Annotated in this window: 20 protein-coding genes and 1 tRNA gene; 10 read left to right on the top strand and 11 right to left on the bottom strand. The window is 72.4% G+C overall.

The annotated features are described in order from the left end of the window. Both ACZ60W_RS20490 and ACZ60W_RS20485 read right to left on the bottom strand, forming a co-directional pair. Nucleotides 1-1,354 (bottom strand): ankyrin repeat domain-containing protein (locus ACZ60W_RS20490; RefSeq protein ID WP_469756746.1); only part of this gene is annotated, 1,354 nt, incomplete at its 3' end. A gap of 57 nt (nt 1,355-1,411) precedes the next feature. Further along, a complete protein-coding gene (locus ACZ60W_RS20485) occupies nt 1,412-2,296 on the bottom strand; it encodes a hypothetical protein (protein WP_469756745.1) in 885 nt (294 codons plus the stop codon). A gap of 161 nt (nt 2,297-2,457) precedes the next feature. Here ACZ60W_RS20485 and ACZ60W_RS20480 point away from each other — a divergent pair, with 161 nt between their 5' ends. After that, nucleotides 2,458-3,243, top strand: a complete 786-nt coding sequence (locus tag ACZ60W_RS20480) for a S1 family peptidase (protein WP_469756744.1) — start codon at nt 2,458-2,460, stop codon at nt 3,241-3,243. A 170-nt stretch (nt 3,244-3,413) separates the two neighbouring features. On the opposite strand, the gene ACZ60W_RS20475 is transcribed toward ACZ60W_RS20480, so the two are convergent. Continuing rightward, entirely contained in the window at nt 3,414-5,156 is a 1,743-nt protein-coding gene (locus ACZ60W_RS20475) for a glycoside hydrolase family 35 protein (RefSeq protein ID WP_469756743.1), read from the bottom strand. 82 nt (nt 5,157-5,238) lie between these two features. Between ACZ60W_RS20475 and ACZ60W_RS20470 the strand changes: the two genes are divergently transcribed. The 6 genes from ACZ60W_RS20470 to ACZ60W_RS20445 all read left to right on the top strand — a co-directional run bounded on the left by ACZ60W_RS20470 (nt 5,239) and on the right by ACZ60W_RS20445 (nt 13,098). Continuing rightward, the gene (locus ACZ60W_RS20470) at nt 5,239-6,126 is read left to right on the top strand and encodes a helix-turn-helix domain-containing protein (RefSeq protein ID WP_469756742.1); all 888 of its coding nucleotides are present in this window, start codon (nt 5,239-5,241) and stop codon (nt 6,124-6,126) included. A gap of 11 nt (nt 6,127-6,137) precedes the next feature. Beyond that, nucleotides 6,138-6,452, top strand: coding sequence for a chorismate mutase (locus tag ACZ60W_RS20465; RefSeq protein WP_469756741.1), 315 nt, complete (start codon nt 6,138-6,140; stop codon nt 6,450-6,452). After that, entirely contained in the window at nt 6,452-7,438 is a 987-nt protein-coding gene (locus ACZ60W_RS20460; protein WP_469756740.1) for an asparaginase, read from the top strand. The genes ACZ60W_RS20465 and ACZ60W_RS20460 overlap by 1 nt, the downstream gene beginning before the upstream one ends. A 57-nt stretch (nt 7,439-7,495) precedes the next feature. Beyond that, on the top strand, nt 7,496-9,982 hold the full coding sequence (pepN, locus tag ACZ60W_RS20455) for an aminopeptidase N (protein WP_469756739.1): 2,487 nt from the start codon (nt 7,496-7,498) through the stop codon (nt 9,980-9,982). Nucleotides 9,983-10,309: 327 nt separating this feature from the next. Continuing rightward, nucleotides 10,310-11,686 (top strand): pyridoxal phosphate-dependent decarboxylase family protein, encoded by a 1,377-nt coding sequence (locus tag ACZ60W_RS20450; RefSeq protein WP_469756738.1) that lies wholly within the window; start codon nt 10,310-10,312, stop codon nt 11,684-11,686. Beyond that, nucleotides 11,683-13,098: a lysine N(6)-hydroxylase/L-ornithine N(5)-oxygenase family protein gene (locus ACZ60W_RS20445; RefSeq protein WP_469756737.1), complete on the top strand. Its 1,416-nt coding sequence runs from the start codon at nt 11,683-11,685 to the stop codon at nt 13,096-13,098. The genes ACZ60W_RS20450 and ACZ60W_RS20445 overlap by 4 nt, the downstream gene beginning before the upstream one ends. 7 nt (nt 13,099-13,105) lie before the next feature. On the opposite strand, the gene ACZ60W_RS20440 is transcribed toward ACZ60W_RS20445, so the two are convergent. Further along, nucleotides 13,106-14,905, bottom strand: a complete 1,800-nt coding sequence (locus ACZ60W_RS20440; RefSeq protein WP_469756736.1) for a bifunctional metallophosphatase/5'-nucleotidase — start codon at nt 14,903-14,905, stop codon at nt 13,106-13,108. A 158-nt stretch (nt 14,906-15,063) separates the two neighbouring features. On the opposite strand from ACZ60W_RS20440, the gene ACZ60W_RS20435 reads away from it, so the two are divergent. After that, nucleotides 15,064-15,747 (top strand): SIMPL domain-containing protein, encoded by a 684-nt coding sequence (locus ACZ60W_RS20435; protein WP_469756735.1) that lies wholly within the window; start codon nt 15,064-15,066, stop codon nt 15,745-15,747. Nucleotides 15,748-15,893: 146 nt separating this feature from the next. Then, a complete protein-coding gene (pyk, locus tag ACZ60W_RS20430; protein ID WP_469756734.1) occupies nt 15,894-17,321 on the top strand; it encodes a pyruvate kinase in 1,428 nt (475 codons plus the stop codon). On the opposite strand, the gene ACZ60W_RS20425 is transcribed toward pyk, so the two are convergent. Further along, complete coding sequence (locus tag ACZ60W_RS20425) at nt 17,322-18,110, bottom strand: transposase (RefSeq protein WP_469756733.1); 789 nt, start codon at nt 18,108-18,110, stop codon at nt 17,322-17,324. Nucleotides 18,111-18,191: 81 nt separating this feature from the next. Continuing rightward, nucleotides 18,192-18,278 (bottom strand) — tRNA-Leu (locus ACZ60W_RS20420). Between the two features lie 91 nt (nt 18,279-18,369). On the opposite strand from ACZ60W_RS20420, the gene ACZ60W_RS20415 reads away from it, so the two are divergent. After that, nucleotides 18,370-19,029: an ANTAR domain-containing response regulator gene (locus tag ACZ60W_RS20415; RefSeq protein WP_469756732.1), complete on the top strand. Its 660-nt coding sequence runs from the start codon at nt 18,370-18,372 to the stop codon at nt 19,027-19,029. An 82-nt stretch (nt 19,030-19,111) separates the two neighbouring features. Here ACZ60W_RS20415 and ACZ60W_RS20410 read toward each other — a convergent pair whose 3' ends face one another. The 5 genes from ACZ60W_RS20410 to ACZ60W_RS20390 all read right to left on the bottom strand — a co-directional run bounded on the left by ACZ60W_RS20410 (nt 19,112) and on the right by ACZ60W_RS20390 (nt 24,880). Continuing rightward, nucleotides 19,112-19,828 carry an ABC transporter ATP-binding protein gene (locus tag ACZ60W_RS20410; RefSeq protein ID WP_469756731.1) on the bottom strand — a complete coding sequence of 239 codons (717 nt, stop codon included), beginning with the start codon at nt 19,826-19,828 and terminating at the stop codon, nt 19,112-19,114. After that, nucleotides 19,825-20,826, bottom strand: a complete 1,002-nt coding sequence (locus ACZ60W_RS20405; RefSeq protein ID WP_469756730.1) for an ABC transporter ATP-binding protein — start codon at nt 20,824-20,826, stop codon at nt 19,825-19,827. The genes ACZ60W_RS20410 and ACZ60W_RS20405 overlap by 4 nt, the downstream gene beginning before the upstream one ends. Nucleotides 20,827-20,830: 4 nt before the next feature. Further along, the gene (locus tag ACZ60W_RS20400; protein WP_469756729.1) at nt 20,831-22,576 is read right to left on the bottom strand and encodes a branched-chain amino acid ABC transporter permease; all 1,746 of its coding nucleotides are present in this window, start codon (nt 22,574-22,576) and stop codon (nt 20,831-20,833) included. Nucleotides 22,577-22,581: 5 nt separating this feature from the next. Beyond that, nucleotides 22,582-23,514: a branched-chain amino acid ABC transporter permease gene (locus tag ACZ60W_RS20395; RefSeq protein WP_469756728.1), complete on the bottom strand. Its 933-nt coding sequence runs from the start codon at nt 23,512-23,514 to the stop codon at nt 22,582-22,584. A gap of 127 nt (nt 23,515-23,641) precedes the next feature. Beyond that, a complete protein-coding gene (locus ACZ60W_RS20390) occupies nt 23,642-24,880 on the bottom strand; it encodes a branched-chain amino acid ABC transporter substrate-binding protein (RefSeq protein ID WP_469756727.1) in 1,239 nt (412 codons plus the stop codon). Nucleotides 24,881-25,062 lie beyond the last annotated feature (182 nt).

Below are 25,062 nucleotides of genomic sequence, written 5' to 3'. Positions count from 1 at the left end.
GGGGGGGGGGGGGGCCCCCCCCCTCCCCCCCCCCCCCCCCCCCCCCCCCCCCCCCCCCCCCCTCGGCCGCGGTCTCCGGGTCGTCGTCGCCGAGACGCTCGGCCAGGCCCTCGCGGACCAGCGGCGTGTCGTCGGGCAGTTCCGCCAGGGCGAGCGTCGCCCAGTCCCGCACCCGGGGATCGCCGTCCCTGCTCAGCGCCAGCAGCACGCCCAGCGCCTCGACGTGCCCGGCCGGGACGATGCCGGCGAGCGCGGCGGCGGTGGCCCGCCGCACGGCGGCACCGGGATGCCCGGCCGCCGTGAGGAGTTCGGGGACGGCGGCCGGGTCCGCGCACTCCCCGAGCGCGAGGACCGCCGACAGCAGCGGCTCACGGGCCGGCAGGGCGGCGTCCGCCGCCAGCCGCCGCAGCACCGGCACGGCGCTCGCGGCGAAGCCGGGCAGCGCGCCGAGCACGCGCGCGCCGAGCGCCCGGCGCAGCGGGTCGCGGTAGGCGCACCAGCCGGCCGCCGCGACGAAGGTCTCCTCGTCGGCCCGGCCCGCCAGCTCCGCCACCGCCGTCGTCCAGTCGTCCAGCTCCGGGTCGCCGCACCGCAGCGCCCGCGCCGCCAGCTCCTCGTGCGGGGTGCGCAGCCCCAGCGCCGCCTCCAGGAGGGTGGCGATCGCCGCGTGCCCGGTGTGCCGGTCGTCGCCGCGCCCCGGAGCGCCGTCCTCCCGCAGGAGTTCCACGACGACCGTCACCCCGCCGTCCTCGCGGACCCGCCGGACGACCGCCTCGTAGGTCTCGCCGCCCTCGTTCCCGGCGACCAGCCCGCGCCGCAGCTCGGCCGCGATGTCGACGCCGATCCACCGCCGCGCCTCCCGCAGGGCCGCCTCGCGGGACCGCGCGCCGTGGTCGAGGAGGGCCCGGACGCATCCGGCGGAGCCGCGCCGGGCGGCGGCGACCAGCGGGAGGACGCCGTCGGGGCCGGGCCGGTCGGGATCCGCTCCGTGCTCCAGGAGCGCCCGCGCCGTGTCGGTGTGGCCGAGCCGCAGCGCCCAGGCCAGGGCGGTGAACCCGAAGTCCTCCTCCTGGTCCGGATCCACGCCCGCCGCGAGCAGCGCGCGCACCACCTCCGTGTGCCCGCCGCAGGCCGCCCCGCACAGCGGCAGGTCGCCGTCGTCCGCGCCGCTGCGCCGGCCCGGGTCGGCGCCGGCGGCGAGCAGCACCCGCACGATTCCGGCCTCGTTCCCGAGAGCGGCCCGGTACAGCGCGCTCTCGCCGTCCTCCCGGCCCTCGGGGTCGGCCCCGTCCCGCAGGGCCCGTACCGCCCCGTTCTCGTCCCCGTCCCGGATGGCGTCGAACAACGTGCTCATGCACCGACCCTGACCCGCCGTCGGCGCCCGGCGCAAATCCGTTCCCCGGCAGCGGGTTCAGGCCGCGCACTCCAGCACCGTGCGGCAGACCCCGCACCGGGCGCGCAGCGGACGGCCGGCGGGGACGCGCAGCCGCTGTCCGCAGACCGGGCAGGGGAAGGCGACGGCGACGGCCGGGGCGCCGCCGTCGAAGGCGTACGGGGCGCCCGGGGCCGCCCGGCCGCGGCGCCGCTCCCGGTCGTACCGGCGGCGGTCGGCCCAGCCCGCCCCGGCGAGCGGCGGCGGGCTCAGCTCGCGGCGCGCCTCGGCCCGTCCCCGTACCCACGCCTCGTACGCCACGTCGCTGGTGAACCAGGGCGAGGGGTCCTCGCCGAAGACCGCGGCGCGCTTGGCGAGGACGTAGCCGAACTCCTCCGGCGTCAGGTAGCCGAGCTTCTGGCTCTCCACGCCGTCGCGCCGGTAGGCGTCGAGGAGCAGCCATCCGGCGCCGAGGTAGGTGGTGGCCACGTCGGTGAGGACCTCGTTCTCGGCGGTGCCGGGGAAGCCGAGGCCGAGGCGGTGCAGCAGGACGTGGGTGATCTCGTGGGCGAGGGCCGCGCCGATGTCCCTGCGGCGGGTCCGGAAGCGGTCGTTGAGCTCGACGAAGTACTCGGGTCCCGCGGTCAGTTCCACGGTCGCCGCGTACTCCATGGGCCGGAAGCACACGACCAGGCGGGCCTCGGGCAGCCGCAGGTGGCGGACGAGGGCGCGGGCCACCCGCTGGGTGCCGAGATGGAGGTCCTCGTCGGCGCCGAGGGCGACGGCCGCGGCGGGGACGCTGGCCGGGTAGCGGTGCACGCCGTCGGGGGAGAGGCGCCGGTAGAGCGCGGTGAGGGAGGCCCGGACGGTGGCGCGGTGCGGGAAGCCGTGGGTGACACGGTCGGCCCTATCGCGGTTCGGCATACCGCATCCCCCCTCCTTTCCACTGTACGGTCCCACCACCGGTCATGGCCGAAAAGGCTTTCTTGTGGCGGCAGTTGAGTGCTGTCCATAATCCGGACATGCCTTGACGGGCTCATGTCAGTGCGCGTCGAGGGCAACCCCCCACGAGAGAAGGCAGGCACATGAAGCAGAACCGTGTGGTCCGCACCCTTCAGAAACTCGCCGCGGCGGGCGCCGTCGTCCTGGCGGCCGTCAGCCTCCAGCCCACCACCTCCGCCTCAGCGGCCCCGGCCCCCGTCGTCGGCGGCACCCGCGCCGCCCAGGGCGAGTTCCCCTGGATGGTCCGGCTCTCCATGGGCTGCGGCGGCTCCCTGATCAGCCCCCAGGTCGTCCTCACCGCCGCCCACTGCGTGAGCGGCTCCGGCAACAACACCAGCATCACCGCCACCGCCGGTGTCGTCGACCTCCAGTCGAGCAGCGCCATCAAGGTCAGGTCCACCAAGGTCCTGCAGGCCCCCGGCTACAACGGCAAGGGCAAGGACTGGGCGCTGATCAAGCTCGCCAGCCCGATCAGCTCGCTGCCCAACCTGAAGATCGCCGACACCACGGCCTACAACAGCGGCACCTTCACCGTGGCCGGCTGGGGCGCCGCGCGCGAGGGCGGCGGACAGCAGCGGTACCTGCTGAAGGCGAACGTCCCGTTCGTCTCCGACGCCTCCTGCCAGGCGTCGTACGGCAGCGACCTCGTCCCCGCCGAGGAGATCTGTGCCGGCTACAGCCAGGGCGGGGTCGACACCTGCCAGGGCGACTCCGGCGGCCCCATGTTCCGCAAGGACAACGCCGGTGCCTGGATCCAGGTGGGCATCGTGAGCTGGGGCGAGGGTTGCGCGCGGGCCGGCTACCCCGGCGTCTACACGGAGGTCTCGACCTTCGCCGCCGCGATCAAGTCGGCCGCGGCCACGCTGTAACCCGAGAGGGGAGGGCCCCGGGGCACACCACCCCGGGGCCCTCCCGCGTCCCGGCCCCGGCCCCCGCCCGGCCCCGGGCCTCACGCCGTCTCGACCGGGGCCGCCGGACCTCAGCCCAGCTCGACCGCGGCCGCCGGGCCTCACGCCGTCTCGACCGCGGCCGCCGGACCTCAGGCCAGCTCGACCGAGGCCGCCGCGCCCTCCAGCTCCAGCACCCACACCTCGTTGGCGCCCTCGCGGACCACCGGACCCGGGACGAACAACGAGTCCTGTGGACCCACGGCCCAGTAACGGCCCAGACAGAAACCGTTGACCCACACGAAGCCCCGCGTCGCACCCGGCAGCCGCAGGACCGCGTCCCCCGCGCCCGGCACGTCGAGGACCGCCCGGTACAGACCGGGACCCGCACCCGCCGGCACCGCGGCGAACGGCACCTTGCCCACCGCGTCCGCCCCGAAGGCGTCCAGCCGCAGACCGCGGGCCCGCACACCGTGCAGATACTGCCGCTCGTGCCGCACGCCGCCGGTGATGCCCTTCGGCTCGGCGAGCCGCGGACCGTAGTTCACCCGGCCCAGCGACTCCACCCACAGATCGACCACCGCCGGACCCGCCACCGGCTCGGCGAGCCGGCCGTCCTCCTCCGCCAGCACCCCCGCCAGGACCCCGTCGACGTACACCGTGGCCCGGTCCCGCAGCCCCGTCACCCCCAGCGGATACGGCTGCCGAGGCCCCGGAACCGCCACCCGGTAGCGGACCAGCCCCCGGTCCACCCCCAGCTCCTCGAAGGTCGGCGGCACCGGCGCGACCCGCTCCTCGCCGCCCAGCACCCCCAGGACCTCCTCCAGCGGCGCCCAGCCGTCGAAGCCGCCGCGCACCGGCGCCGACAGCCGCACCGGAGGCGCCGGCACCTCCGGCAGCGGCCCCTCCGCGTACGCGGACAGCACCTCGCGGAACAGCCGGTACTTCTCCGTCGGCAGCCCCGCCTCGTCCACCGGCGCGTCGTAGTCGTACGAGGTGACCGTCGGCCGCAGCGCCCCGTCGTGCAGCTCGCCCGCCCGGTTCGCCCCCGCCCAGCCCGCGAAGTTCGTGCCCCCGTGCGCCATGTACAGATTGACCGACGCCCCGCACTCCAGGATCTCCCGCAGCGCCTCCGCCGCGTCCGCCGCGTCCCGCACCGCGTGCTCCGTGCCCCAGTGGTCGAACCAGCCGCACCAGAACTCCATGCACATCAGCGGCCCCGACGGCCGGTGGCGCCGCAGCGTCGCGAACCCCTCCCGCGCCCCCGAGCCGAAGTTCGCCGTCGCCAGCACCCCCGGCACACCGCCGCCCGTCAGCATGTGGTCCTCCGGCCCGTCCGAGGTGAACAGCGGCACGCCCACCCCGCAGTCGCGCAGCAGCTCCGCCACCCACTCCAGATACGCCAGATCGCTGCCGTAGCTCCCGTACTCGTTCTCCACCTGCACCAGGACCACCGGACCGCCCCGGTCCACCTGCCGCTCCACCACCTGCGGCAGCAGCCGCCGGAACCACGCCGCCACCGGCGCCAGGAACTCCGGGTCCAGCGTCCGCACCCGCCGCCCGAGCGGACCGGTCAGCCAGTGCGGCAGACCGCCGTTCTCCCACTCGGCGCAGATGTACGGACCCGGCCGCACGATCGCCCACATCCCCGCCCGGGCCACCGCGTCCAGGAACCGCCCGAGCTCGTCCACGTCCCCGTACCGGCCCGGCTCCGCCTCGTACAGGTTCCAGGGCACGTACGTCTCGACACAGTTGAGCCCCATCGCCCGCAGCATCCCGAGGCGGTGCTCCCACAGGCCCTCGTGCACCCGGAAGTAGTGCAGCGCCCCCGAGAGCAGCCGCACGGGCCGCCCGTCGAGCAGAAAGTCCTCGTCACCCACAGCGAACGTGCTCATGGCCTCACCCTCACCCCCTGGCGGCGAGCCGGTCCATGGACAAAGATCGTCGAAGTTTGGACGCAACGGAGGGGCCCGCGGCATGTACCACACCTGGATGCGCTACTTCACGCCCAGCCCCGTCCACCAGAAGCTCGGCCTCGTCTGCCTCGGCGTCGGCCTCCAGCACGGCACCCTCCCCGCGGTCGGCCCCCGCACCCTCGACCACCACGTCGCCGTCGTCGTCTCCGCCGGCGGCGGCTGGTACCGCGGCGCCGACGGCCGCCGCACCGCCGTCACCGCCCCCGCCCTCCTCTGGCTCACCCCCGGCACCCCCCACCACTACGGCGCCGACCCCGGCACCGGCTGGGACGAGGCATTCGTCGACTTCTCCGGACCCGCCACCGCCACCTACACCGAACTCGGCTACATCGAACCCGACCGCCCCGTCGTCCCCCTCTCCGACGCCGCCCCCGCCCGCGCCGCCATCGGCCGCATCGCCCGCGCCGCACGCCCCGGCAACCCCCTCCTCGAAGTCGAGACCGGCGCCGCCGTCCACGAACTCCTCGTCGCCCTGCGCCGCGCCCGCGCCGACACCAACGCCGACGGCGACCCCGTCCTCGCCGCCCTCGCCCGCGACGCCTTCCGGCCCCTCTCCGTCGCCGAGCACGCCACCCGGCACGGCATGACCCCGGCCGAGCTGCGCACCGCCGTCCGCCGCGCCGCGGGATGCAGCCCCAAGGACTACCTCCTCACCGTCCGCCTCGGCCGCGCCAAGGAACTCCTCGCCGCCACCGAACTGCCCGTCGCCGCCGTCGCGCGCCGCGTCGGCTACGACGACCCCGCCTACTTCTCCCGCCTCTTCACCCGCCGCGTCGGCACCGCCCCCGTCCGCTTCCGCGAGCAGCAGGGCCACACCGTCCACGGCGGCTGGAGCGACCGCGTTCCGGATCCCGAACACCCGCCCACGATCCCCCCGGGATCCGTCTAAGCTCGCAGATCATGAGCGACACCAGCGAGATCGACCCGACCGTCATCGCCGAACTGACCCGGCTGCGCGAGAGCATCGACAACATCGACGCGGCGGTCGTGCACATGCTCGCCGAGCGCTTCAAGTGCACCCAGCAGGTCGGCGTCCTCAAGGCCGAGCACCAGCTGCCGCCCGCCGACCCCGCCCGCGAGGCCCGCCAGATCGCCCGGCTGCGAGAACTCGCCGAGAGCGCAAGACTGGACCCGGCCTTCGCGGAGAAACTCCTCAACTTCATCATCGCCGAGGTCATCCGCCACCACGAGACGATTGCGGACGGAGCACGCTGATGGCCCGCGTCACGGTCTTCACCCTCGGAGGCACCATCTCCGCGCGCGGCGGTGACGCGGCCCGCATGACCGGCCGGGAGGTCCTCGCCGGACTCGGCGCCCCCGAGGACGTCGTCCTCCGTGACTTCCGCCGCGTCCCCAGCTCCTCCGTCACCCACGAGGACCTCGCCGCCCTCGCCGACGAGGTGCGCGAGACCGTCGCCGGCGGCTCCGGCGTCGTCGTCGTCCAGGGCACCGACACCCTGGAGGAGACCGCCTTCCTCCTCGACCTGCTCTGCACCACCGAACAGCCCGTCGTCGTCACCGGCGCCATGCGCCGCCCCGACCTGCCCGGCGCCGACGGCCCCGCCAACCTCGCCGCCGCCCTCGCCGTCGCCGCCGACCCCGCCTGCCGGAACCTCGGCGTCCTGGTCGTCCTCGCCGACGAGATCCACGCCGCCCGCCACGCCCGCAAGACCCACACCACCTCCGTCGCCACCTTTGCCTCGCCCGGCGCCGGACCCCTCGGCACCGTCGTCGAGGGCGAGCCCCGGATCCTGCTCCGCCCCGCCGTGCCCTCCGCGGTCTGCCGGCTCTCCTTCGACCCGGCGGTACGGGTGGCCCTCGTGACCCTCTCCCAGGGCGACCGCGGCGAACTCCTCGACGCCGTCGACGACCGCTTCCAGGGCCTCGTCGTCGCCGCGTTCGGCGCCGGCCACGCCCCCACCTGGCTCGTCGAACCGCTCGCCGCCCTCGCCCGCCGCATCCCGGTCGTCCTCGCCTCCCGCACCGGCGGCGGCACCACCCTCGCGCAGACCTACCGCGGACCCGGCTCCGAGTACGACCTGCTGCACCACGGACTCGTCCCGGCCGGCCCCCTCGACCCCGCCAAGGCCCGCGTCCTGCTCCACGCCCTGCTCTCCAGCGGCGCCGCCGGTCCCGCCGGATACGACCGCCCCCGCATCACCGCGGCCTTCGCCCACCTCGACGGCTCCGGACTCGCCTGAGCGCGGATACGCCACCACCCCTGCCCGACACCCCCGGCATCGGGCAGCATAGGGCGCATGTCCGTACTGACGCGCGACGAAGCGCAGACCCGTGCCCAGCTCCTCGACGTCCACCACTACCGCGTGGACCTCGACCTCACGACCGGCGACGAGACCTTCACGTCACGGAGCCTCATCCGCTTCACGGCCCGCGCCGCGGGGGACACCTTCGTCGAGCTCAAGCCCGAGACCCTCCACGCCGCCGTCCTCGACGGCGAACCCCTCGACGTCGCCGCCCTCGACGGGAACCGCCTCCCGCTGACCCTCACCGAGGGCGAGCACACCCTGAGCGTCGACGCCGTCATGCGGTACTCCCGCACCGGCGAGGGCATGCACCGCTTCAAGGACCCCACGGACGGCGAGTCGTACGTCTACACCCAGCTCTTCATGGAGGACGTCCAGCGCGTCTTCGCCGCCTTCGACCAGCCCGACCTCAAGGCCGTCTTCGAACTGGCCGTCACCGCCCCCGACGGCTGGACCGTCCTCTCCAACAGCGTCACCGAACGGCAGCCCGACGGCAGCTGGCTCGCCGCCCCCACGCCGCTGCTCTCCACCTACTTCGTCTGCGTCGCCGCCGGCCCCTGGCACTCCGTCCGCACCGAACACGCCGGACTGCCCTTCGGCCTCCACTGCCGCCGCTCCCTCGCCCCCCACCTCGACGCCGACGCCGACGAGATCCTCGCCGTCACCAAGGCGTGCTACGACCGCTACCACGAGAAGTTCGACGAGCCCTACCCCTTCGACTCCTACGACCAGGCGTTCGTCCCCGAGTTCAACGCCGGCGCCATGGAGAACCCCGGACTCGTCACCTTCCGCGACGAGTTCGTCTTCCGCTCCGCCGTCACCGTCACCGAACGCCAGACCCGCGCCATGGTCATCGCCCACGAGATGGCCCACATGTGGTTCGGCGACCTCGTCACCCTGCGCTGGTGGGACGACATCTGGCTGAACGAGTCCTTCGCCGAGTACATGGGCTTCCAGACCGTCAACGAGGCGTGCTCCGACCTCTTCCCCGACACCTGGGTCGACTTCGGCGTCGCCCGCAAGGCATGGGGCTACGAGGCCGACCAGCGGCCCTCCACCCACCCCGTCGCCCCCGACCCGGAGGCCGTCCCCGACACCGCCTCCGCGCTCCTCAACTTCGACGGCATCTCCTACGCCAAGGGCGCCTCCGCGCTCCGCCAGCTCGTCACCTGGCTCGGCGAGAAGGACTTCCTCGCCGGCATCAACATCCACTTCAAGCGCCACCGGTTCGGCAACGCCACGCTCGCCGACTTCATCGACAACCTCGCCGCCGCCACCGACCGCGACGTCCACGCCTGGGCCGACCAGTGGCTCCGGACGACCGGCGTCGACACCCTCACCCCCCGCCTCGACGGCACCGGCAGCACCTGGCGGCTCTCCGTCGACCGCGACGGCAGCCGCCCCCACCGCATCTCCGTCGGCGTCCACGACCGCGATCCCTCCGGCGACCTCGTGCTCCGCGAACGCCGCGAGGTCGACGTGCCGCAGGACGAGCCCCTGGAGCTCACCGGCCCCCGCCCCGCCCTCGTCGTCCTCAACGACGAGGACCTCACCTACACCAAGCTCCGCTTCGACGAGGTCTCCCTGGAGAGCGCCCTGCGCGGCCTCTCCCGCATCCCCGACCCGCTGACCCGCGCCGTCGTCTGGAACGCCCTGCGCGACATGGTCCGCGACGGCGACCTCGCCCCCGCCGACTACCTCGAGACCGCCCTCGCGCACCTGCCCCACGAGACCGAACTCGCCCTCCTCCAGGGCGTCCTCGGCTTCGCCCGCACCCAGATCGCCGACCGGTACGTCACCGAGGACGAGCGCCCCGCCGCGCTCGCCAAGATCGGCGAGATCGCCCGCGACCTGCTCCGCCGCACCGAGGACGGCGAGTCGCCCGGCCTCCGCCTCACCGCCGTCCGGGCCCTCGTCGACAGCGCCACCACCCCCGACAAGATCGCCTCCTGGCTCGACGAGGGCACCGTCCACGGCGGCCCCGAACTCGACCCCGAGCTCCGCTGGCGCATCCTGGCCCGCCTCGCCGTCCTCGGCGCCACCGACGAGGCCGCGATCGCCGCCGAGCTGGAACGGGACCCCAGCGCCACCGGCGAGGAGGGCGCAGCCCGCTGCCGCGCCGCCCTCCCGGACCCGGCCGCCAAGGCCGCGGCCTGGTCCGCCCTCTTCGACACCGACGACCTGTCCAACTACCTCTTCACCGCCACCGCCCAGGGCTTCTGGCAGCCCGAACAGGCCGACCTCGTCCGCGCCTACGTGACCCGCTTCTACGCCGACGCCGCCGCCCTCGGGGACCGCCGGGGCCCCGCCATGGCCGAGGCCGCCGGCCGTTACGCCTTCCCGGCCTTCGCCGTCGACGCCGACTCCCTCGCCCTCGGCGAGGCCCACCTCGCCGACGACACCGTCATCCCGGCCCTCCGCCGCAAGCTCGTCGACCAGCTCGACGACCTCCGCCGGGCCCTCGCGGTCCGCACCGCCTGATCCCGCCCCCCGGCGCAGGGCACCACCCTGCGCCGGGGCCACGGGCACCCCCGCCCGCCCCGCGACGCCAGACCCGCCCGCCCCGCGACGCCAGACCAGCCCGCCCCGCGACGGCGCACCTGTCCCGCCCCGCGACGGCACAACCGCCCCGCCCGCGACGGCGCACCCTCCCCGCCTGCCGCGCACCCGCCCGCTGCGTGCCCCCCCCGGGGACCACACCCCCTCTACCTGCCCGGGCCCCCCGCCCCGCCCCCGCGTGTCCCTCGTTCGGGTCACAAGCGGCCACTCCCCGGACACGCCCCACCAGGGCCCGCCACGCTGTCGTCCATGCGTGCCGCACCCCCACCCCTCGCCGGAGGCACCCCCGGCCCCGACGCCCTCCGCCCCCTCCTGGACACCGTCCTCGACGCCCTCCGCACCGGCGCGGCGGAGCGCGGCGGCCCGCTTCCGGCCGGCGGCCCGGACGTCGTGGCCGCACGGACGGCGGCCCTCGGAGCCGTACTCCCCGAGACCGGCACCGGCGCCGACGAGGCCCTGCGGACCCTCGTCCACGCCCTGGCACGAGGCGCCGCCGACCCCGCCCACCCCCTCTGCGCCGCCCACCTCCACACCCCGCCGCTCGCGCTCGCCGCCGCCGCCGACCTGGCCGCCTCCGCGCTGAACCCCTCCATGGACTCCTGGGACCAGGCGCCCGCCGCCTCCGCCCTGGAACACCGGGTCACCGCCGCCCTCGCCGCCGAGGTCTTCCCCGCCGCGCCCGCCCCGGACGCCCTCGTCACCACCGGCGGCACCGAGTCCAACCAGCTCGCCCTGCTCCTGGCCCGCGAACGCCACGGCGCCCTCCGCACCGTCGTCGGCGCCAACGCCCACCACTCCTTCCGCCGCGCCACCTGGCTCCTCGGCATGCCCGAGCCCGTCACCGTGCCCACCCCCCGCGGCACCATGGACCCGGCCGCCCTCGCCGACGCCCTCGCCCGCACCGAGGGCCCCGTCCTCGTCGCCGCCACCGCCGGCACCACCGACGAGGGCCTGATCGACCCCCTCCCCGCCCTCGCCGACACCTGCGACGCCCACGGCGCCACCCTCCACGTCGACGCCGCCTACGGAGGCCCCGCCCTCTTCAGCCGCACCCACCGCCCGCTCCTGCACGGCCTCGACCGGGCCCGCACCGTCACCGTCGACCTCCACAAACTCGGCTGGCAGCCGGCCGCCGCCGGACTCCTCGCCGTCCGCGAGGCCGCCGACCTCGCCGCCCTCGACCACACCGCCGACTACCTCAACGCCGACGACGACACCGAGGCCGGCCTCCCCGACCTCCTCGGACGCTCCCTGCGCACCACCCGCCGCCCCGACGTCCTCAAAACCGCCGTCACCCTCCGCGCCCTCGGCCGCGACGGCCTCGGCGCCCTCGTCGACGCCTGCGTGGAACGCGCCCGGGACCTCGCCGACCTCGTCGAGAAGACCCCCGGCCTGGAGCTGCGCGCCCGCCCCACCCTCACCACGGTCCTCTTCCGGCCCGTCGACGCCGACGACGAGACCGTCGCCGCGATCCGCCGCGACCTCCTCGCCGATGGCCGCGCCGTCCTCGGCCGCGCCACCGCCGACGGCCGCCTCTGGCTCAAGGCCACCCTGCTCAACCCCCACGCCACCCCCGGCGACCTGGCCCAGCTCATCACCCTCGTGGAAGGCAGCACGCACCGATGACCGGCAGCACCCCCCAGCAGGAACCCGACCAGCCCCACGACCTCGTGGGCGTCGGCATCGGCCCCTTCAACCTCTCGCTCGCCGCCCTCGCCCACGGCGTGCCCGGCGGACTCGCCGCCACCTTCTACGAGCAGCAGCCCGCCTTCCGGTGGCACCCCGGACTCCTCATCGACGGCGCCACCCTCCAGGTCCCCTTCCTCGCGGACCTGGTGACCCTCGCCGACCCGGCCAGCCCCTGGACCTTCCTCAACTACCTGAAGAGCCGCGAGCGCCTCTTCCCCTTCTACTTCGCCGAGAAGTTCCACATCCAGCGCGCCGAGTACGACGCCTACTGCCGCTGGGTCAGCGAACGCCTCCCCGGCCTCCACTTCGGCCACCAGGTCGACTCCGTCCGCTGGAACCCCGAACGCCGCCTCTTCGAGGTCGACTTCACCCAGATCGACCCCGGCGGCGAGGCCGAGGCCCTCGGCCGCGCCTACACCCGCAACGTCGTCCTCGGCGTCGGCACCGAGCCCTACGTCCCCGAACCCCTCAAGCCGCTCGCCGACGCCCCCGGCGTCCCCGTCATCCACTCCGCCGATTACCTCGCCCACCGCGACACGCTCCTCGCCGCCGGACACGTCACCGTCATCGGCTCCGGCCAGTCCGGCGCCGAGGTCTTCCTCGACCTCCTCCGCTCCCGCCCCGCCGGAGCCGAACGCATCCACTGGCTCGCCCGCACCGAGGCCTTCGCCCCCATGGAGTACTCCAAGCTCGGCCTGGAGCACTTCACCCCCGACTACACCCGCTACTTCCACGCCCTGCCCGAGCCCGTCCGCGGCGACCTCGTGCCCCGCCAGTGGCAGCTCCACAAGGGCATCGACGCCGACACCATCGCCGCCATCCACGACGAGCTCTACCGCAGGACGCTGCACGGCGGCTGGCCCGACGCCGTCCTCACCCCCGGCGTCCGGGTCCGCACCGCCGGCCGGGTCGCCACCACCCAGGTCGAACTCCACCTGGAACACCTCCAGCAGGGCACCCGCTCCCGGCTCATCACCGACGCCGTCGTCCTCGCCACCGGCTACCGCGAACGCCCCGTCGAGCGGATGCTCGCCGGCCTCGACCCCTACCTCCGCCACGACGCCGCCGGCCGCGCCCGGGTCGACGAGCGGTACCGGCTGGTCCTCGACCCGTCCGTCACCGGCTCCGTCTACGTCCAGAACGCCGAGCGGCACACCCACGGCGTCGGCGCCCCCGACCTCGGCCTCGCCGCCTGGCGCAGCGCCACCATCCTCAACGCGGTCACCGGCAAGGAGCCGTACCCGCTGCCCCGCCGCACCGCCTTCACCAGCTTCGGCCTGGAGACGCGAGAGGCGCCGAGCATCCCGGCCCAGGGCCAGAAGCTGACGCCTCTCACTCCGCTCGTCTAGGCGGCGCCTAGAACACCGGCACACCGTCCCGGGTCAGCTTCCAGTCCACCGACGCGAAGAGGCCCGGGTCCACCGTCCCCTTGGCCTGCACCCACTGGATGATGGTGTTGCGGATCTCGTCCGAGTTGGCCCACAGCTGCTGGGCGGCCGCCACGTGCGGGAACGCGCCGCCGCCGCTCGCCCGGTAGTTGTTGACCGCGAGGACGAACCGCGCGGCCGGGTCGAGCGGCTTGCCCTCGAACGCCAGGCCCACGATCCGCGAGCCCGCCGGCTGCGCGATGTCGATCTCGTAGGTCAGACCCGACACCGCGTCGTAGTTGTAGTCCGGCGTGTTGTCCGCGTTGGTCAGCTTCGCCGTGTCGACGGGCGCCCCCGCCGCCGTCCGGACGTAGTACTTCGCCGAGTACTCCAGGTAGTCCTTCAGCTGGGCGCCGGTCAGCAGACGGGCCTCCAGCGTGTTCTCGAAGGGGTACAGCCCGGCCGCGTCCTTGATGCTGATCTCGCCCGCCGGGATCCGGGCCGTCCGCGAGAAGCAGGACGCCTGCGAGAGCACCGGCAGCCCGGCGTACGCGCCGCCCGCCAGGGCCGCCTTCACCGTCTCGGCCTGCACCACGTTGATCAGGTCGATGATCGGCTCGTCCTTCCACGGCGCGTCGGCCGTGGTCATCGCCGCGGTGGAGGTGCCGATCACCTGGTTGACGTACGCGACGACCTTCCTGTGCTCGTCCGCGAGCAGCCCGGTGATCTTCGGGTCCTCCTCCACCGTGTTGGAGTTCAGGACCTGCGCGGCGACCTTCTCGACCGTCCAGCGGCCCTTCTCCCACACCAGGTCGAAGTCGAAGAGGGTGAGGCGCTGCCCCCACTTCAGCGGCTCGGAGAGCACCACCTCCTTGCCGGTCTCCTTGTTCGCGATCCGGTACTCGGGGATCTCCGTGTGCGCGTGGCCGACGAGGATCGCGTCGATGCCGGGGACCTGCTCGGCGACGAGCCCGGCCGCGTTCTCCACGTACGGCAGCTGGTCACCGTAGGACGAGGTGCCGCTGGAGCCGGAGTGCGCCGAGACGACGACCACGTCCGCGCCCATCGAGCGCAGCTTCGGCACCCACTTCGCGGCCTGCTCCTCCAGCCCCGGGAAGACCATCCTGCCGGTCACGTTCGCCTTGTCCCAGATCGCGATGCCCGGGTTCGTCAGACCGAGGACCGCCACCCGCACGTCCTTGCCGTGCGGGGTGCGCAGCCGGTGCATGCTGTACGGGGCGAAGGCCGGGCGCAGCGTCTTCGCGTCCAGCGCGTTGGCACCGAGCAGCGGGAAGTCGCACTGCTCCTCGAACTTCCGCAGCACCGGGATGCCGTAGTTGAACTCGTGGTTGCCGAGCGCCGCGGCGTCGTAGCCGATGGCGTTCATGGCCTGGGCCATCGGGTGGACCGGGCCGCGACGGGCGGTGATCGGGTCGACCTTGGCGTAGTAGTACGACAGCTGGGTGCCCTGGATGGTGTCGCCGGCGTCGATGAGCAGGGTGTTGCGGCGGCCCTTCTCCTCGCGGACCCGGTCGACCAGCGTCGAGATCTTCGCGAGGCCGACGTCGTTGTGCGCCTTGTCGTCGAACTCCTTGTCCGTGAAGTAGTCCCAGTTGAAGACGTTGCCGTGCAGGTCGGTGGTGCCCATCACGGTGAACGAGTACCGCTTCTGCGGACGCGGACGGCCGGGGCCGTGGGCCTCGGCGGGAACGGCGACGGCTCCGGCGACGGCCACTCCGGCCCCGGCGGCGGCCGAGCGCTCCAGGAACGTCCTGCGGTTCAGCGGCATGTGTGTTCTCCCCTTGTGGTTCTGTGGCGCCGGCGCCGACCGTGGCGCACAACGCGCGTAGATTCTGGCTCAGACGCACCCCCGGCAACAGACCTTCCGGGTTACGGAGTGGGAAAGTGTTCGACGGACGATCGCAGCCGAACACGGAGGATCCGGACGTGACACAGGAACACGCGACCCCCGACGCACCCCAGGTGACGGTCCGCGGCGAGGGACGACTCGACGTCGACCCCGAGCTCGCCGGCATCTGGATCACCGTCTCCGCCCGGGGCACCGACCGCGCCACCGCCCTCGCCGACCTCACCCGCCGCAACGCCCGGGTGATCGACCTGGTCAAGGCCGCCGGCGACGGCCTCGAGAAACTGGAGACCGGCCGGCTCTCCATCGCCCCCGAACTCGGCCGGCGCGGCCGCGGCGAACGCGTCCACGCCTACGAGGGCCGGGTGCGGGTCACCGCCGAACTCACCGACTTCACCGCCCTCGGGGAACTCGTCACCCGGCTCGCCGACCTGGAGATGACGAGCGTCGACGGCCCCTGGTGGGCGCTGCGGCCGGAGTCCCCGGCGTACGCCGAGGCGCGCCGGCTCGCGGTCACCGAGGCCGTGCGCCGCGCACGCGCGTACGCCGAGGCGCTGGGCACCTCCCTCGCCTCACTCCTCGAACTCTCGGACGCCGGCCTCGACGGACCCCCGCTGCCCAGGGGCGGCGGCTTCCGCGGCGCCCCGGTCGCCTTCGCGGCGGAAGAGGCCGTCGAGGCCCCGCCGCTGGACCTCGCACCGCAGCGTCAGACGGTCACGGCGGAGGTCGTCGCGCGCTTCACGATGCGGCCGCCCGCACTCTGAGACGGGCGGCTCCGGGGGGCGGAAATCGCTCATCGGAGCACGCCGGTGCACAGATTCAAGTCTTGTCAACAACCTTTCACGGAAAGGTTGTTGAGTAGTCATGCCGCGCCGATTTCCTACTCGTCGGTAAGCCCTAGGCTCGACCCATGCGCCGAGCGAAAATCGTTTGTACCCTTGGGCCCGCCACCGAAACATACGACCAGATCAAGGCGTTGGTCGAGGCCGGAATGGACGTGGCCCGCCTCAACCTCAGCCACGGCACCTACGCCGAGCACGAGGACCGCTACCAGCGCGTCCGCAAAGCCGCCGACGAGACCGGCCGCAGCGTCGGCGTCCTCGCCGACCTTCAAGGCCCGAAGATCCGCCTCGGCCGCTTCCGCGAGGGACCCGTACTGCTTGAACGCGGCGACGAGTTCACCATCACCGTCGAACCGACCGAGGGCGACCGCCACTGCTGCGGCACCACCTACGCCGGCCTCGCCCAGGACGTCACCCCCGGCGAACGCATCCTCGTCGACGACGGGCGCGTCACCCTGGAGGTCACCTCCGTCGACGGCCCCCGCGTGAACACCCTCGTCATCGAGGGCGGCATGGTCTCCGACCACAAGGGCCTCAACCTCCCCGGCGTCGCCGTCTCCGTCCCCGCCCTCTCCGAGAAGGACATCGAGGACCTCCGCTGGGCGCTGCGCACCGGCGCCGACGTCATCGCCCTCTCCTTCGTCCGCAGCGCCCGAGACATCGACGACGTCCACCGGATCATGGACGAGGAGGGCCGCAGGCTCCCCGTCATCGCCAAGATCGAGAAACCGCAGGCCGTCGAGAACATCGAGGAGATCGTCGCCGCCTTCGACGGCATCATGGTCGCCCGCGGCGACCTCGGCGTCGAGATGCCCCTCGAACAGGTGCCGATCGTCCAGAAGCGCGCCGTCAAACTCGCCAAGCGCAATGCCAAGCCGGTCATCGTCGCCACCCAGATGCTCGACTCGATGATCGACAACTCCCGGCCCACCCGCGCCGAGGCCAGCGACGTCGCCAACGCCGTCATCGACGGCACCGACGCCGTCATGCTCTCCGGCGAGACCAGCGTCGGCCGCTACCCCATCGAGACCGTCCGCACCATGGGCCGGATCGTCGAAGCCGCCGAGGAGGACGTCCTCGCCAAGGGCCTGCCCCCGCTGACCGAACGGAACAAGCCCCGCACCCAGGGCGGAGCCGTCGCCCGCGCCGCCGCCGAGATGGGCGACTTCCTCGGCGCCAAGTTCCTCGTCGCCTTCACCCAGTCCGGCGACACCGTCCGGCGCCTCTCCCGCTACCGCTCGCCGATCCCCCTGCTGGCCTTCACCCCCGACCCGGCCACGCGCTCCCAGCTCAACCTCACCTGGGGCGTCGAGACCTTCCTCGGCCCCCACGTCGACTCCACCGACGCCATGGTCGCCCAGGTCGACGAGGAGCTCCTCCGCATCGGCCGCTGCCGACCGGGCGACATCGTCGTCATCACCGCCGGCTCCCCGCCCGGCGTCGCCGGCTCCACCAACCTCGTCCGCGTCCACCACATCGGCGCCCCCCTGACCTAGTCAGTACTTGGGTCCGACGTGGGCGTCCATGAGGGCGACGGAGGCTTTGCGGGCGACGGAGATGTTGTACGGGTCGGTGCCGCGATGGGTGCTCGTCCATTCGACACCGACCCTGTCGAGGGTGTCGCCGAGCAGTCTCCGGATGTCGTGGGACTTGTTGGTGAAGAAGTACCGGGGGTATTCGTACCGCTTGGGCTCGCCACCGACGAGGCGTGTGGTCCAGTTGGTGATCCGGCATCCGTCGGAGTAGATGAGGCCCCGGATGAACTCCCAGGGGTGTACGTCGACGATCGCCTGCTGCCATGGTTCGAGGGCGATGCGGCGCTCGTGCTTCCTCCCCGGTCCGTGCTGGGGGAAGAGACAGGCGAGGTGCAGGGAGTACACCTTGATGTTGTGACAGCCCTTCCTGCGGACGCGGCACGTGGCGTTGTCCGGGAAGACTCGACGCATGGCAACCTCGGCATCGTCCTGCACACCCGGCCAGGTGTCATCAAGGGTGATCATGAGGTTCGGCACTCGGTGCGCCGAATATGTGCTGATGTGGCCGTCGCCCAGATAGAAACCGAGGAGATATGCGTACGCCGCCTCGTCCAGGTCCCGTCCGTCACAGCGGGGACATTTCGGGTCGGGTCGTCCCGGGCACTCGCCCCGCTTCGCGCGGTCCTCGTGCTTCCAGTAGCCGATCGTGCCTTGAGGAACGTCGAGTTCGCGCGCCACATCCGCGTTCCTGGCGCCGCTGCGCAGCAGTGCGACCGCCCGCTGCCGCACTTCCGGGCCGTGAAAGTTCATGCAATGACTCTGTGCAATGATTCATCGCCGTGCGCAGCGAAAAGCGGACATTCACACGAAGGTGAGCGTCCGCTTACAGGATGGTGCCGGGTATGGGATTCGAACCCACACGTCCTTTCGGACAGAGGTGTTTGAGACCTCCGCGTCAGCCAATTGCGCCAACCCGGCGTTGCCAGTGGGAGTGTACCCGGTCACTGGTCCGGCCAGCAGCTAGGTAGGCTTCCTGGTGCAGCGCACTGCCCCGTAACGAGGAGCCCCCGTGACCGCCCCCGAGTCGCCCCAGCCCGCCGACGACGCCGAGGCGTCGCACGTCCCGCCGCTGACGACCCGTGTCGTCATCGCCGAGGACGAGGCCCTCATCCGCCTCGATCTCAAAGAGATGCTGGAGGAAGAGGGGTACACGGTCGTAGGCGAGGCCGGTGACGGCGCCAAGGCCGTCGAGCTCGCCCGCGAGCACCGCCCCGACCTCGTCATCCTGGACGTGAAGATGCCCGTCCTGGACGGCATCTCGGCCGCGGAGAAGATCGCCGGCGAGTCCATCGCCCCGGTCCTCATGCTCACCGCCTTCTCGCAGCGCGAGCTGGTCGAGCGCGCCCGGGACGCCGGCGCGATGGCGTACCTGGTGAAGCCGTTCAGCAAGAGCGACGTGGTCCCGGCCATCGAGATGGCCGTCTCCCGCTTCGCGGAGCTCCGCGCCCTGGAGAAGGAGGTCGCCGACCTCTCCCAGCGACTGGAGACCCGCAAGCTGGTGGACCGCGCCAAGTCGGTGCTGCAGACGCAGTACGGGCTGACGGAGCCGGCCGCCTTCCGCTGGATCCAGAAGACCTCCATGGACCGCCGCATGTCGATGCAGCAGGTCGCCGAGGCCGTCATCGAGGACGCCGAGGAGAAGAAGGCCGCGCGGGACAAGGAGCAGTAGTCCCGGCGCCGCACGGCGACGTGAAGAAGGCCCGCCCCACAGCACTGTGGGGCGGGCCTTCCGTCGTGGGCGGACCGGGTGCTCAGTCCTCGCCGAGGTACGTCTTGCGCACGTCGTCGTTGACCAGCAGGTCCTGGCCGGTGCCGGAGAGCTTCACCGTGCCGACCTCCATCACGTACCCGTAGTCCGCGAGGGAGAGCGCGGCCTGCGCGTTCTGCTCTATGAGCAGGATCGTCATGCCCTCGGACTTCAGCGCCGCGATGGTCTCCATGATCTTCTGCATCATGATCGGGGAGAGGCCCATCGAGGGCTCGTCCAGCATCAGCAGCTTGGGCTGGGACATCAGCGCCCGGCCCATCGCGAGCATCTGCTGCTCGCCGCCGGAGAGGGTGCCCGCGGCCTGCTTGCGACGCTCGCCCAGGATCGGGAAGAGGTCGTAGGCCTTCTGGATGTCCTTCTCGATGCCGGCCTTGTCGCTGCGGAGGAAGGCGCCGAGCTGGAGGTTCTCCTCGATGGAGAGCCGGGGGAAGATGTGCCGGCCCTCGGGGGAGTGGGCGAGACCGAGCGAGACGACCTTGTGGGCCGGGATGCCGTTGAGCTCCTGGCCGTCGAAGGTGACCCGGCCGGCGGACGGCTTGATCAGTCCGGACAGGGTCCGCAGGGTCGTGGTCTTGCCGGCGCCGTTGGTGCCGATCAGGGCGACGACCTGGCCCGCCTCGACGGAGAAGGAGATGCCCTTGACGGCCTCGATCTTGCCGTAGGCGACCCTGAGGTCCTCGACCTCCAGAAGTGCGGTCACTTGGAGTCTCCTTCGGTGGTGCTGTCCGCGTCGGCGGCCGGAGCCGCGTCGGCGGGGGTGTCGTCGGCCTCGGGGGCCTCTTCGGCGGACTCCTCCGCCGCCTCGGCCTCCGTCGCCTCGGCCTCCGCGGCCACGACCTCGGCCTCGACCTCGGCCGCCTCGACCTCGGCGACCTCCTCCGCACCGGGGGCGCCCTCGTACGGGGTGCCCAGGTAGGCGGCGACGACGCGCTCGTCGCCCTGGACGACCTCGGACGTGCCCTCGACGAGCTTCTCGCCCTGGACGAGGACGGCCACGCGGTCACAGAGCTTGAAGATGAACTTCATGTCGTGCTCGATGACCAGGACCGCGATGCCCCGGTCGCGGATCGCGAAGACGAGCTCCTCGGTGGTGCGGGTCTCGCTCTGGTTCATGCCGGCCGTCGGCTCGTCGAGCAGCAGCAGACCGGGGTCGCTGGCGAGCGCGCGGGCGATCTCCAGCTTGCGCTGCTCGCCGTACGGCAGGTTGCGGGCCAGGTGCTCCGCCTTGGCGGCCAGGCCGACGAACTCCAGGAGTTCCATGGCCCGTTCGCGGGAGGCGGCCTCCGCGCGCTTGAAGCCGGGGCCGCGCAGGAGCGCGGACCACAGGCCCTCCTTGGTCCGGGTGTGGCGTCCGACGAGGACGTTCTCCAGGACCGTCATGTTGGAGAAGAGGCGGATGTTCTGGAAGGTGCGGGCGATGCCGGCCTGGGTGACCAGGTGCGGCTTCGGCGGCAGGACCGTCCCCTTGTAGCTGACCTGTCCCTCGGTGGGGACGTACAGACCGGTCAGGCAGTTGAAGAAGGTGGTCTTGCCGGCGCCGTTGGGGCCGATCAGGCCGACGATCTCGCCCTCGCGGACGGTGAGGTCGACCCCGCGGACGGCGGTCAGACCGCCGAAGCGCATGGTCACCCCGCTCGCGTCGAGGACGGTGGCGGCCGTGGCGGTGTCGCGGACGGTGTCCGTCGTGGTGGTGGTCATGGCGTCACGCCCCCGCCTTCGCCGTGCCGGAGTCCGCGTCCGCGGGCTGTCGCTGGACCGGTACGGCGGGCTGTTCGTCGTTCTCGTGGAATTCGAGCTTCGCCCGCTTGTTGGCGATGAGGCCCTCGGGGCGGAAGCGCATGAGCAGGATCAGGGCGATGCCGAAGCCGAGGAGCTGGTAGTCCTGGAGGAAGGACAGCTTCGCGGGGATCAGGAAGAGCAGCGCGGAGCCGACGATCGGGCCGCTGATGGTGCCCATGCCGCCGAGGATGACGGCCGCCAGGAGGAACGCGGAGTTCGGCGGCACGGGGCCGGCGAAGACGTAGTTCTCGGGGACCACCGTGGTGTTGACGTGTGCCTGCACCGTGCCCGCGAGGCCGGCCAGGGCCGCACCGAGGGCGAAGGCGACGAGCTTGACCCGGAAGCCGTTGATGCCCATCGCGGTGGCGGCGGTCTCGTCCTCGCGGATGGCGACCCAGGCGCGGCCGATGCGGCTGTTGCCGGCGCGGGAGAAGACGACCACGACCAGCGCCATGATCAGGATCATGAGCAGGTAGTAGTTGGCGTAGGCGCCGAGTTCGACACCGAGGACGACGTGCGACTCGCCGAAGTTGTACCCGAAGAACTCCAGCTGCGGGATGTTCGGGATGCCGTTCGGGCCGTTGGTGATCTGCGGGCCGGAGGTGCCGTCGAGGTTGCCCATCGCGATGCGGAAGATCTCGCCGAAGCCGAGGGTCACGATCGCGAGGTAGTCGCCGCGCAGTCGCAGGGTCGGCGCGCCGATGACGACACCGAAGACCAGCGAGGCGGCCATGCCGGTCAGGGCCGCGGCCCAGAAGGGGAACTGGACGCCGAAGGCGGAGGAGGTGGCGCCGGAGACCAGGGCGGCCGTGTACGCGCCGACACCGAGGAAGGCGACGTAACCGAGGTCGAGCAGGCCGGCGAGGCCGACGACGATGTTCAGGCCGAGGGCGACGGTCGCGAAGATCAGGATGTTGACCGCGATCAGCGTGTAGGTGTCGCCGCTCTGCTGGATGAACGGGAAGGCGATGGCCATGACCAGGCTGGCCGAGACCGTGACCTGGCGGTTGCGGGCCGTGATCTGCGAGAGCCGGGCGACGATCCCGGACTTGATCAGCGCGGCGGCGGAGAAGCCGACGAGGATCAGGTACGCGATGAAGAGCTGCGGCTCGGAGTCGTCGGTGTCGATGCCGAACGTGACCACGAAGAGTCCGAGGGCGAAGACGGCGACGATGACGAGGATCTCGGCCCAGGACGGCAGCCGCTTGGCCGGGGCCGCCTTGCGGGTGTCGTCGGGCAGCAGGTACGCGGCGACCGCGGGCACGGCGGAGACGAGGACGGCGATGCCGGCGCCGGGCTCCAGGTCGACCACGGCACCGAGCTCCACGATGATCGAGATCGCGGTGAAGGCGGTGGTGGCGAAGGTGCCGAGGGCCAGGATCCACAGCGCCTTGCGGGCGCCGGCCGGGGTCAGCCAGCCGAATCCCCTGACGCCGAGGGCGGCGAGGGCGTGGAGGGCGGTGAGGACGCCGCCGACCAGCGTGAGGAGCTGGAGCGGGGCGGGGTTGCCGTAGATCGTGAGGTTGCCGGGGAAGGCGGTGGTCCAGGTCCAGGCGAGGAAGGCGCTGGCGACGGTGGCGAGGCTGCCGCCGAGGATCGCCCAGAGCAGGGCGGTCTGCCGGGGGGTGGCCGTGGTCGTCTCGTCGAGGGTCTTGTCAGTGCTCGTCATGGTGCTCACGCCCTGTCCGCGACGCGTTCGCCGAGCAGACCCTGGGGCCGCACGAGGAGTACGAGGATGAGGAGGACGAAGGCCCACACGTTGGACCAGGCACCGCCGCCGAGCTGCTGCATGCCGGGGATCTCCTCGATGTAGGCGATCGAGAGGGCCTCGGCGAGGCCGAGGACGACGCCGCCGACCATGGCGCCGTAGATGTTGCCGATGCCGCCGAGGACGGCCGCGGTGAAGGCCTTGAGACCGAGGATGAAGCCCATCTCGAAGTTGATCTGGCCCTTGTCGACGCCGTACGCGACGGCGGCGACGGCGGCGAACGCGGCACCGATGGCGAAGGCCATGACGATGATGCGGTCGGTGTTGATGCCCATCAGCTTCGCGGTGTCCGGGTCCTGCGCGGTGGCCTGCATGGCGCGGCCGCTGCGGCTCTTGGAGACGAAGACGCCGAGGGCGAGCATGCACAGCGGCGCGAGCACGAGGATGAAGGCGTCGGCGCGCTGGATGGAGAGGCTGTCGGTGATCTGGAAGGCGTCACCCTTGAACTCGGGGAAGCTGACGGCCTTCTTGGCGTCCGGGTAGAACTGCCACACGAGCTGCTGGAGCGCGATGGACAGGCCGATCGCCGTGATGAGCGGTGCCAGCCGGGGCGCGTTGCGCAGCGGGCGGTAGGCGAACCGCTCGGCGGCGGTGGCCACGGCCACGGAGGCTATCGCGCCACCGAGGATCATGAGCGGGATCGCCACCAGCAGGGACGTGCCGCTCGGCAGAGCGGTGTAGGTGGTGAGGGCACCGAAGCCCCCGATCATGAAGATCTCGCCGTGGGCGAAGTTGATGAGCTGGACGATGCCGTAGACCATGGTGTACCCGATGGCGATGAGGCCATAGAGGGCACCGAGGGCCAGGCCGTTGGCCAGCTGTTGCGGCAGTTCGTTCACCGCAGGCCTCCGATGAGCTTGTCGGATAAGACTCCGCGCGAGGGCGCTGTTTGCGCCCTCGCGCGGCTGGTTCAGGTGGTGCGGGAGGTCCGGCGCCGGGTCTGTGGGCCCGGCGCCGGGGCGGTGACTACTGGTTGAAGGTGTCGCTCTTGACGTCGATCCACTTGCCGCCCTCGACCTTGTAGACCGTGAGCTGCTTGTTGGTGGTGTCGCCGTACTCGTCGAAGGAGACCTTGCCGGTCACACCGTCGAAGGAGACCTTGCCCAGGGCCTCGGTGACCTTGGCGCGGGCGTCGGACGGCAGCTTGCCGCCGTTGGCCTGGACGACGGCCTTGACGGCCTGGATGACGGACCAGCCGGCGTCGTAGGAGTAGCCGCCGTAGGCCGCGTAGGGGTCCTTGTAGCCGCCCGCGTTGTAGTCCGCGATGAACTTCTTGGCGGTGTCGAGCTTCTCGACCGGGTAGCCGATCGAGGTGGCCAGGTCACCGTCGTTGGCCTCGGCGGAGGCGCTGATGAAGGCCGGGTCGTAGATGCCGTCGCCGCCCATGACGGGGATCTTGGCGCCGGTCTTCTTGATCTGGTCGGAGAGCAGACCGCCCTCGGGGTACTGGCCGCCGAAGTAGACGGAGTCGGCGCCGGAGGCCTTGACCTTGTCGGCGGTGGAGGAGAAGTCGGTCTCCTTCACGGTGACGTGGTCGGTGCCGACGACCTGGCCGCCGAGGCGCTTGAACTCGTCCGAGAAGATCGCGGCGAGGCCGGCGCCGTAGGTCTGCTTGTCGTCGACGACGAAGACCTTCTTCTTGCCGGCGTCCTTGAAGAGGTACTGGGCGGCGAACTTGCCCTGGACCACGTCGGTGGCGGCGGTGCGGAAGTAGGTGGCGAAGGGGCGCTTGAACTCGCCCTTGCCCCAGTTGTCGCCCTGGCTCAGCGCCGGGTTGGTGTTGGCCGGGGAGACCTGGGCCAGGTTGGCGGCGGCGAAGACGCCCTGCATCTGCTGGGAGACGCCGGAGTTCAGCGGGCCGACGACGCCGAGGACGTCCTTGTTGCCGACGAGCTTGGTGGCGTTGGCCTGGCCGGAGGCGGGGACGGCCTGGTCGTCGAGGGCCTCGACCTTGAAGGTGACGCCCGGGACTTCCTTGTTCTTGTTGGCGGTCTTGGCCGCCAGGTCCACGGAGTTCTTGATGCCCTGGCCGAGAGCGGAGAGGGAACCGGTCAGCGGGGCGTCGACGCCGATGACGACGGTGATGCCGCCGCCGTCCGCGTTGTTGTCGCTGCTGCCCTTGTCGTCACGCGAACCGCATGCGGTGAGAGTGAGCGCTCCCGTGGTGAGCACGCTGGTGAGGATGAGCAAAGAACGGTGTCGCACGAAGAATCCTTTCCCTGGCGCGGCCCCCTCAAGCTGAGGCGGTGCCGTGAAGCTGTGTAGCTAGAGGTGCCGTTTTCGATGCCGGGCCGTACTGGGTCGAGCAGGGCCGTGCAGTGGAAGCGCCCGGCGGCGCGGTGACTGGCCGTGACTCTAGGCGCAGGTGGGGAACGGCGGGGAGCGCC

This window comes from Streptomyces sp. NPDC104202 (assembly GCF_055584185.1).
This window is presented reverse-complemented; position numbering and strand designations above follow the sequence as displayed.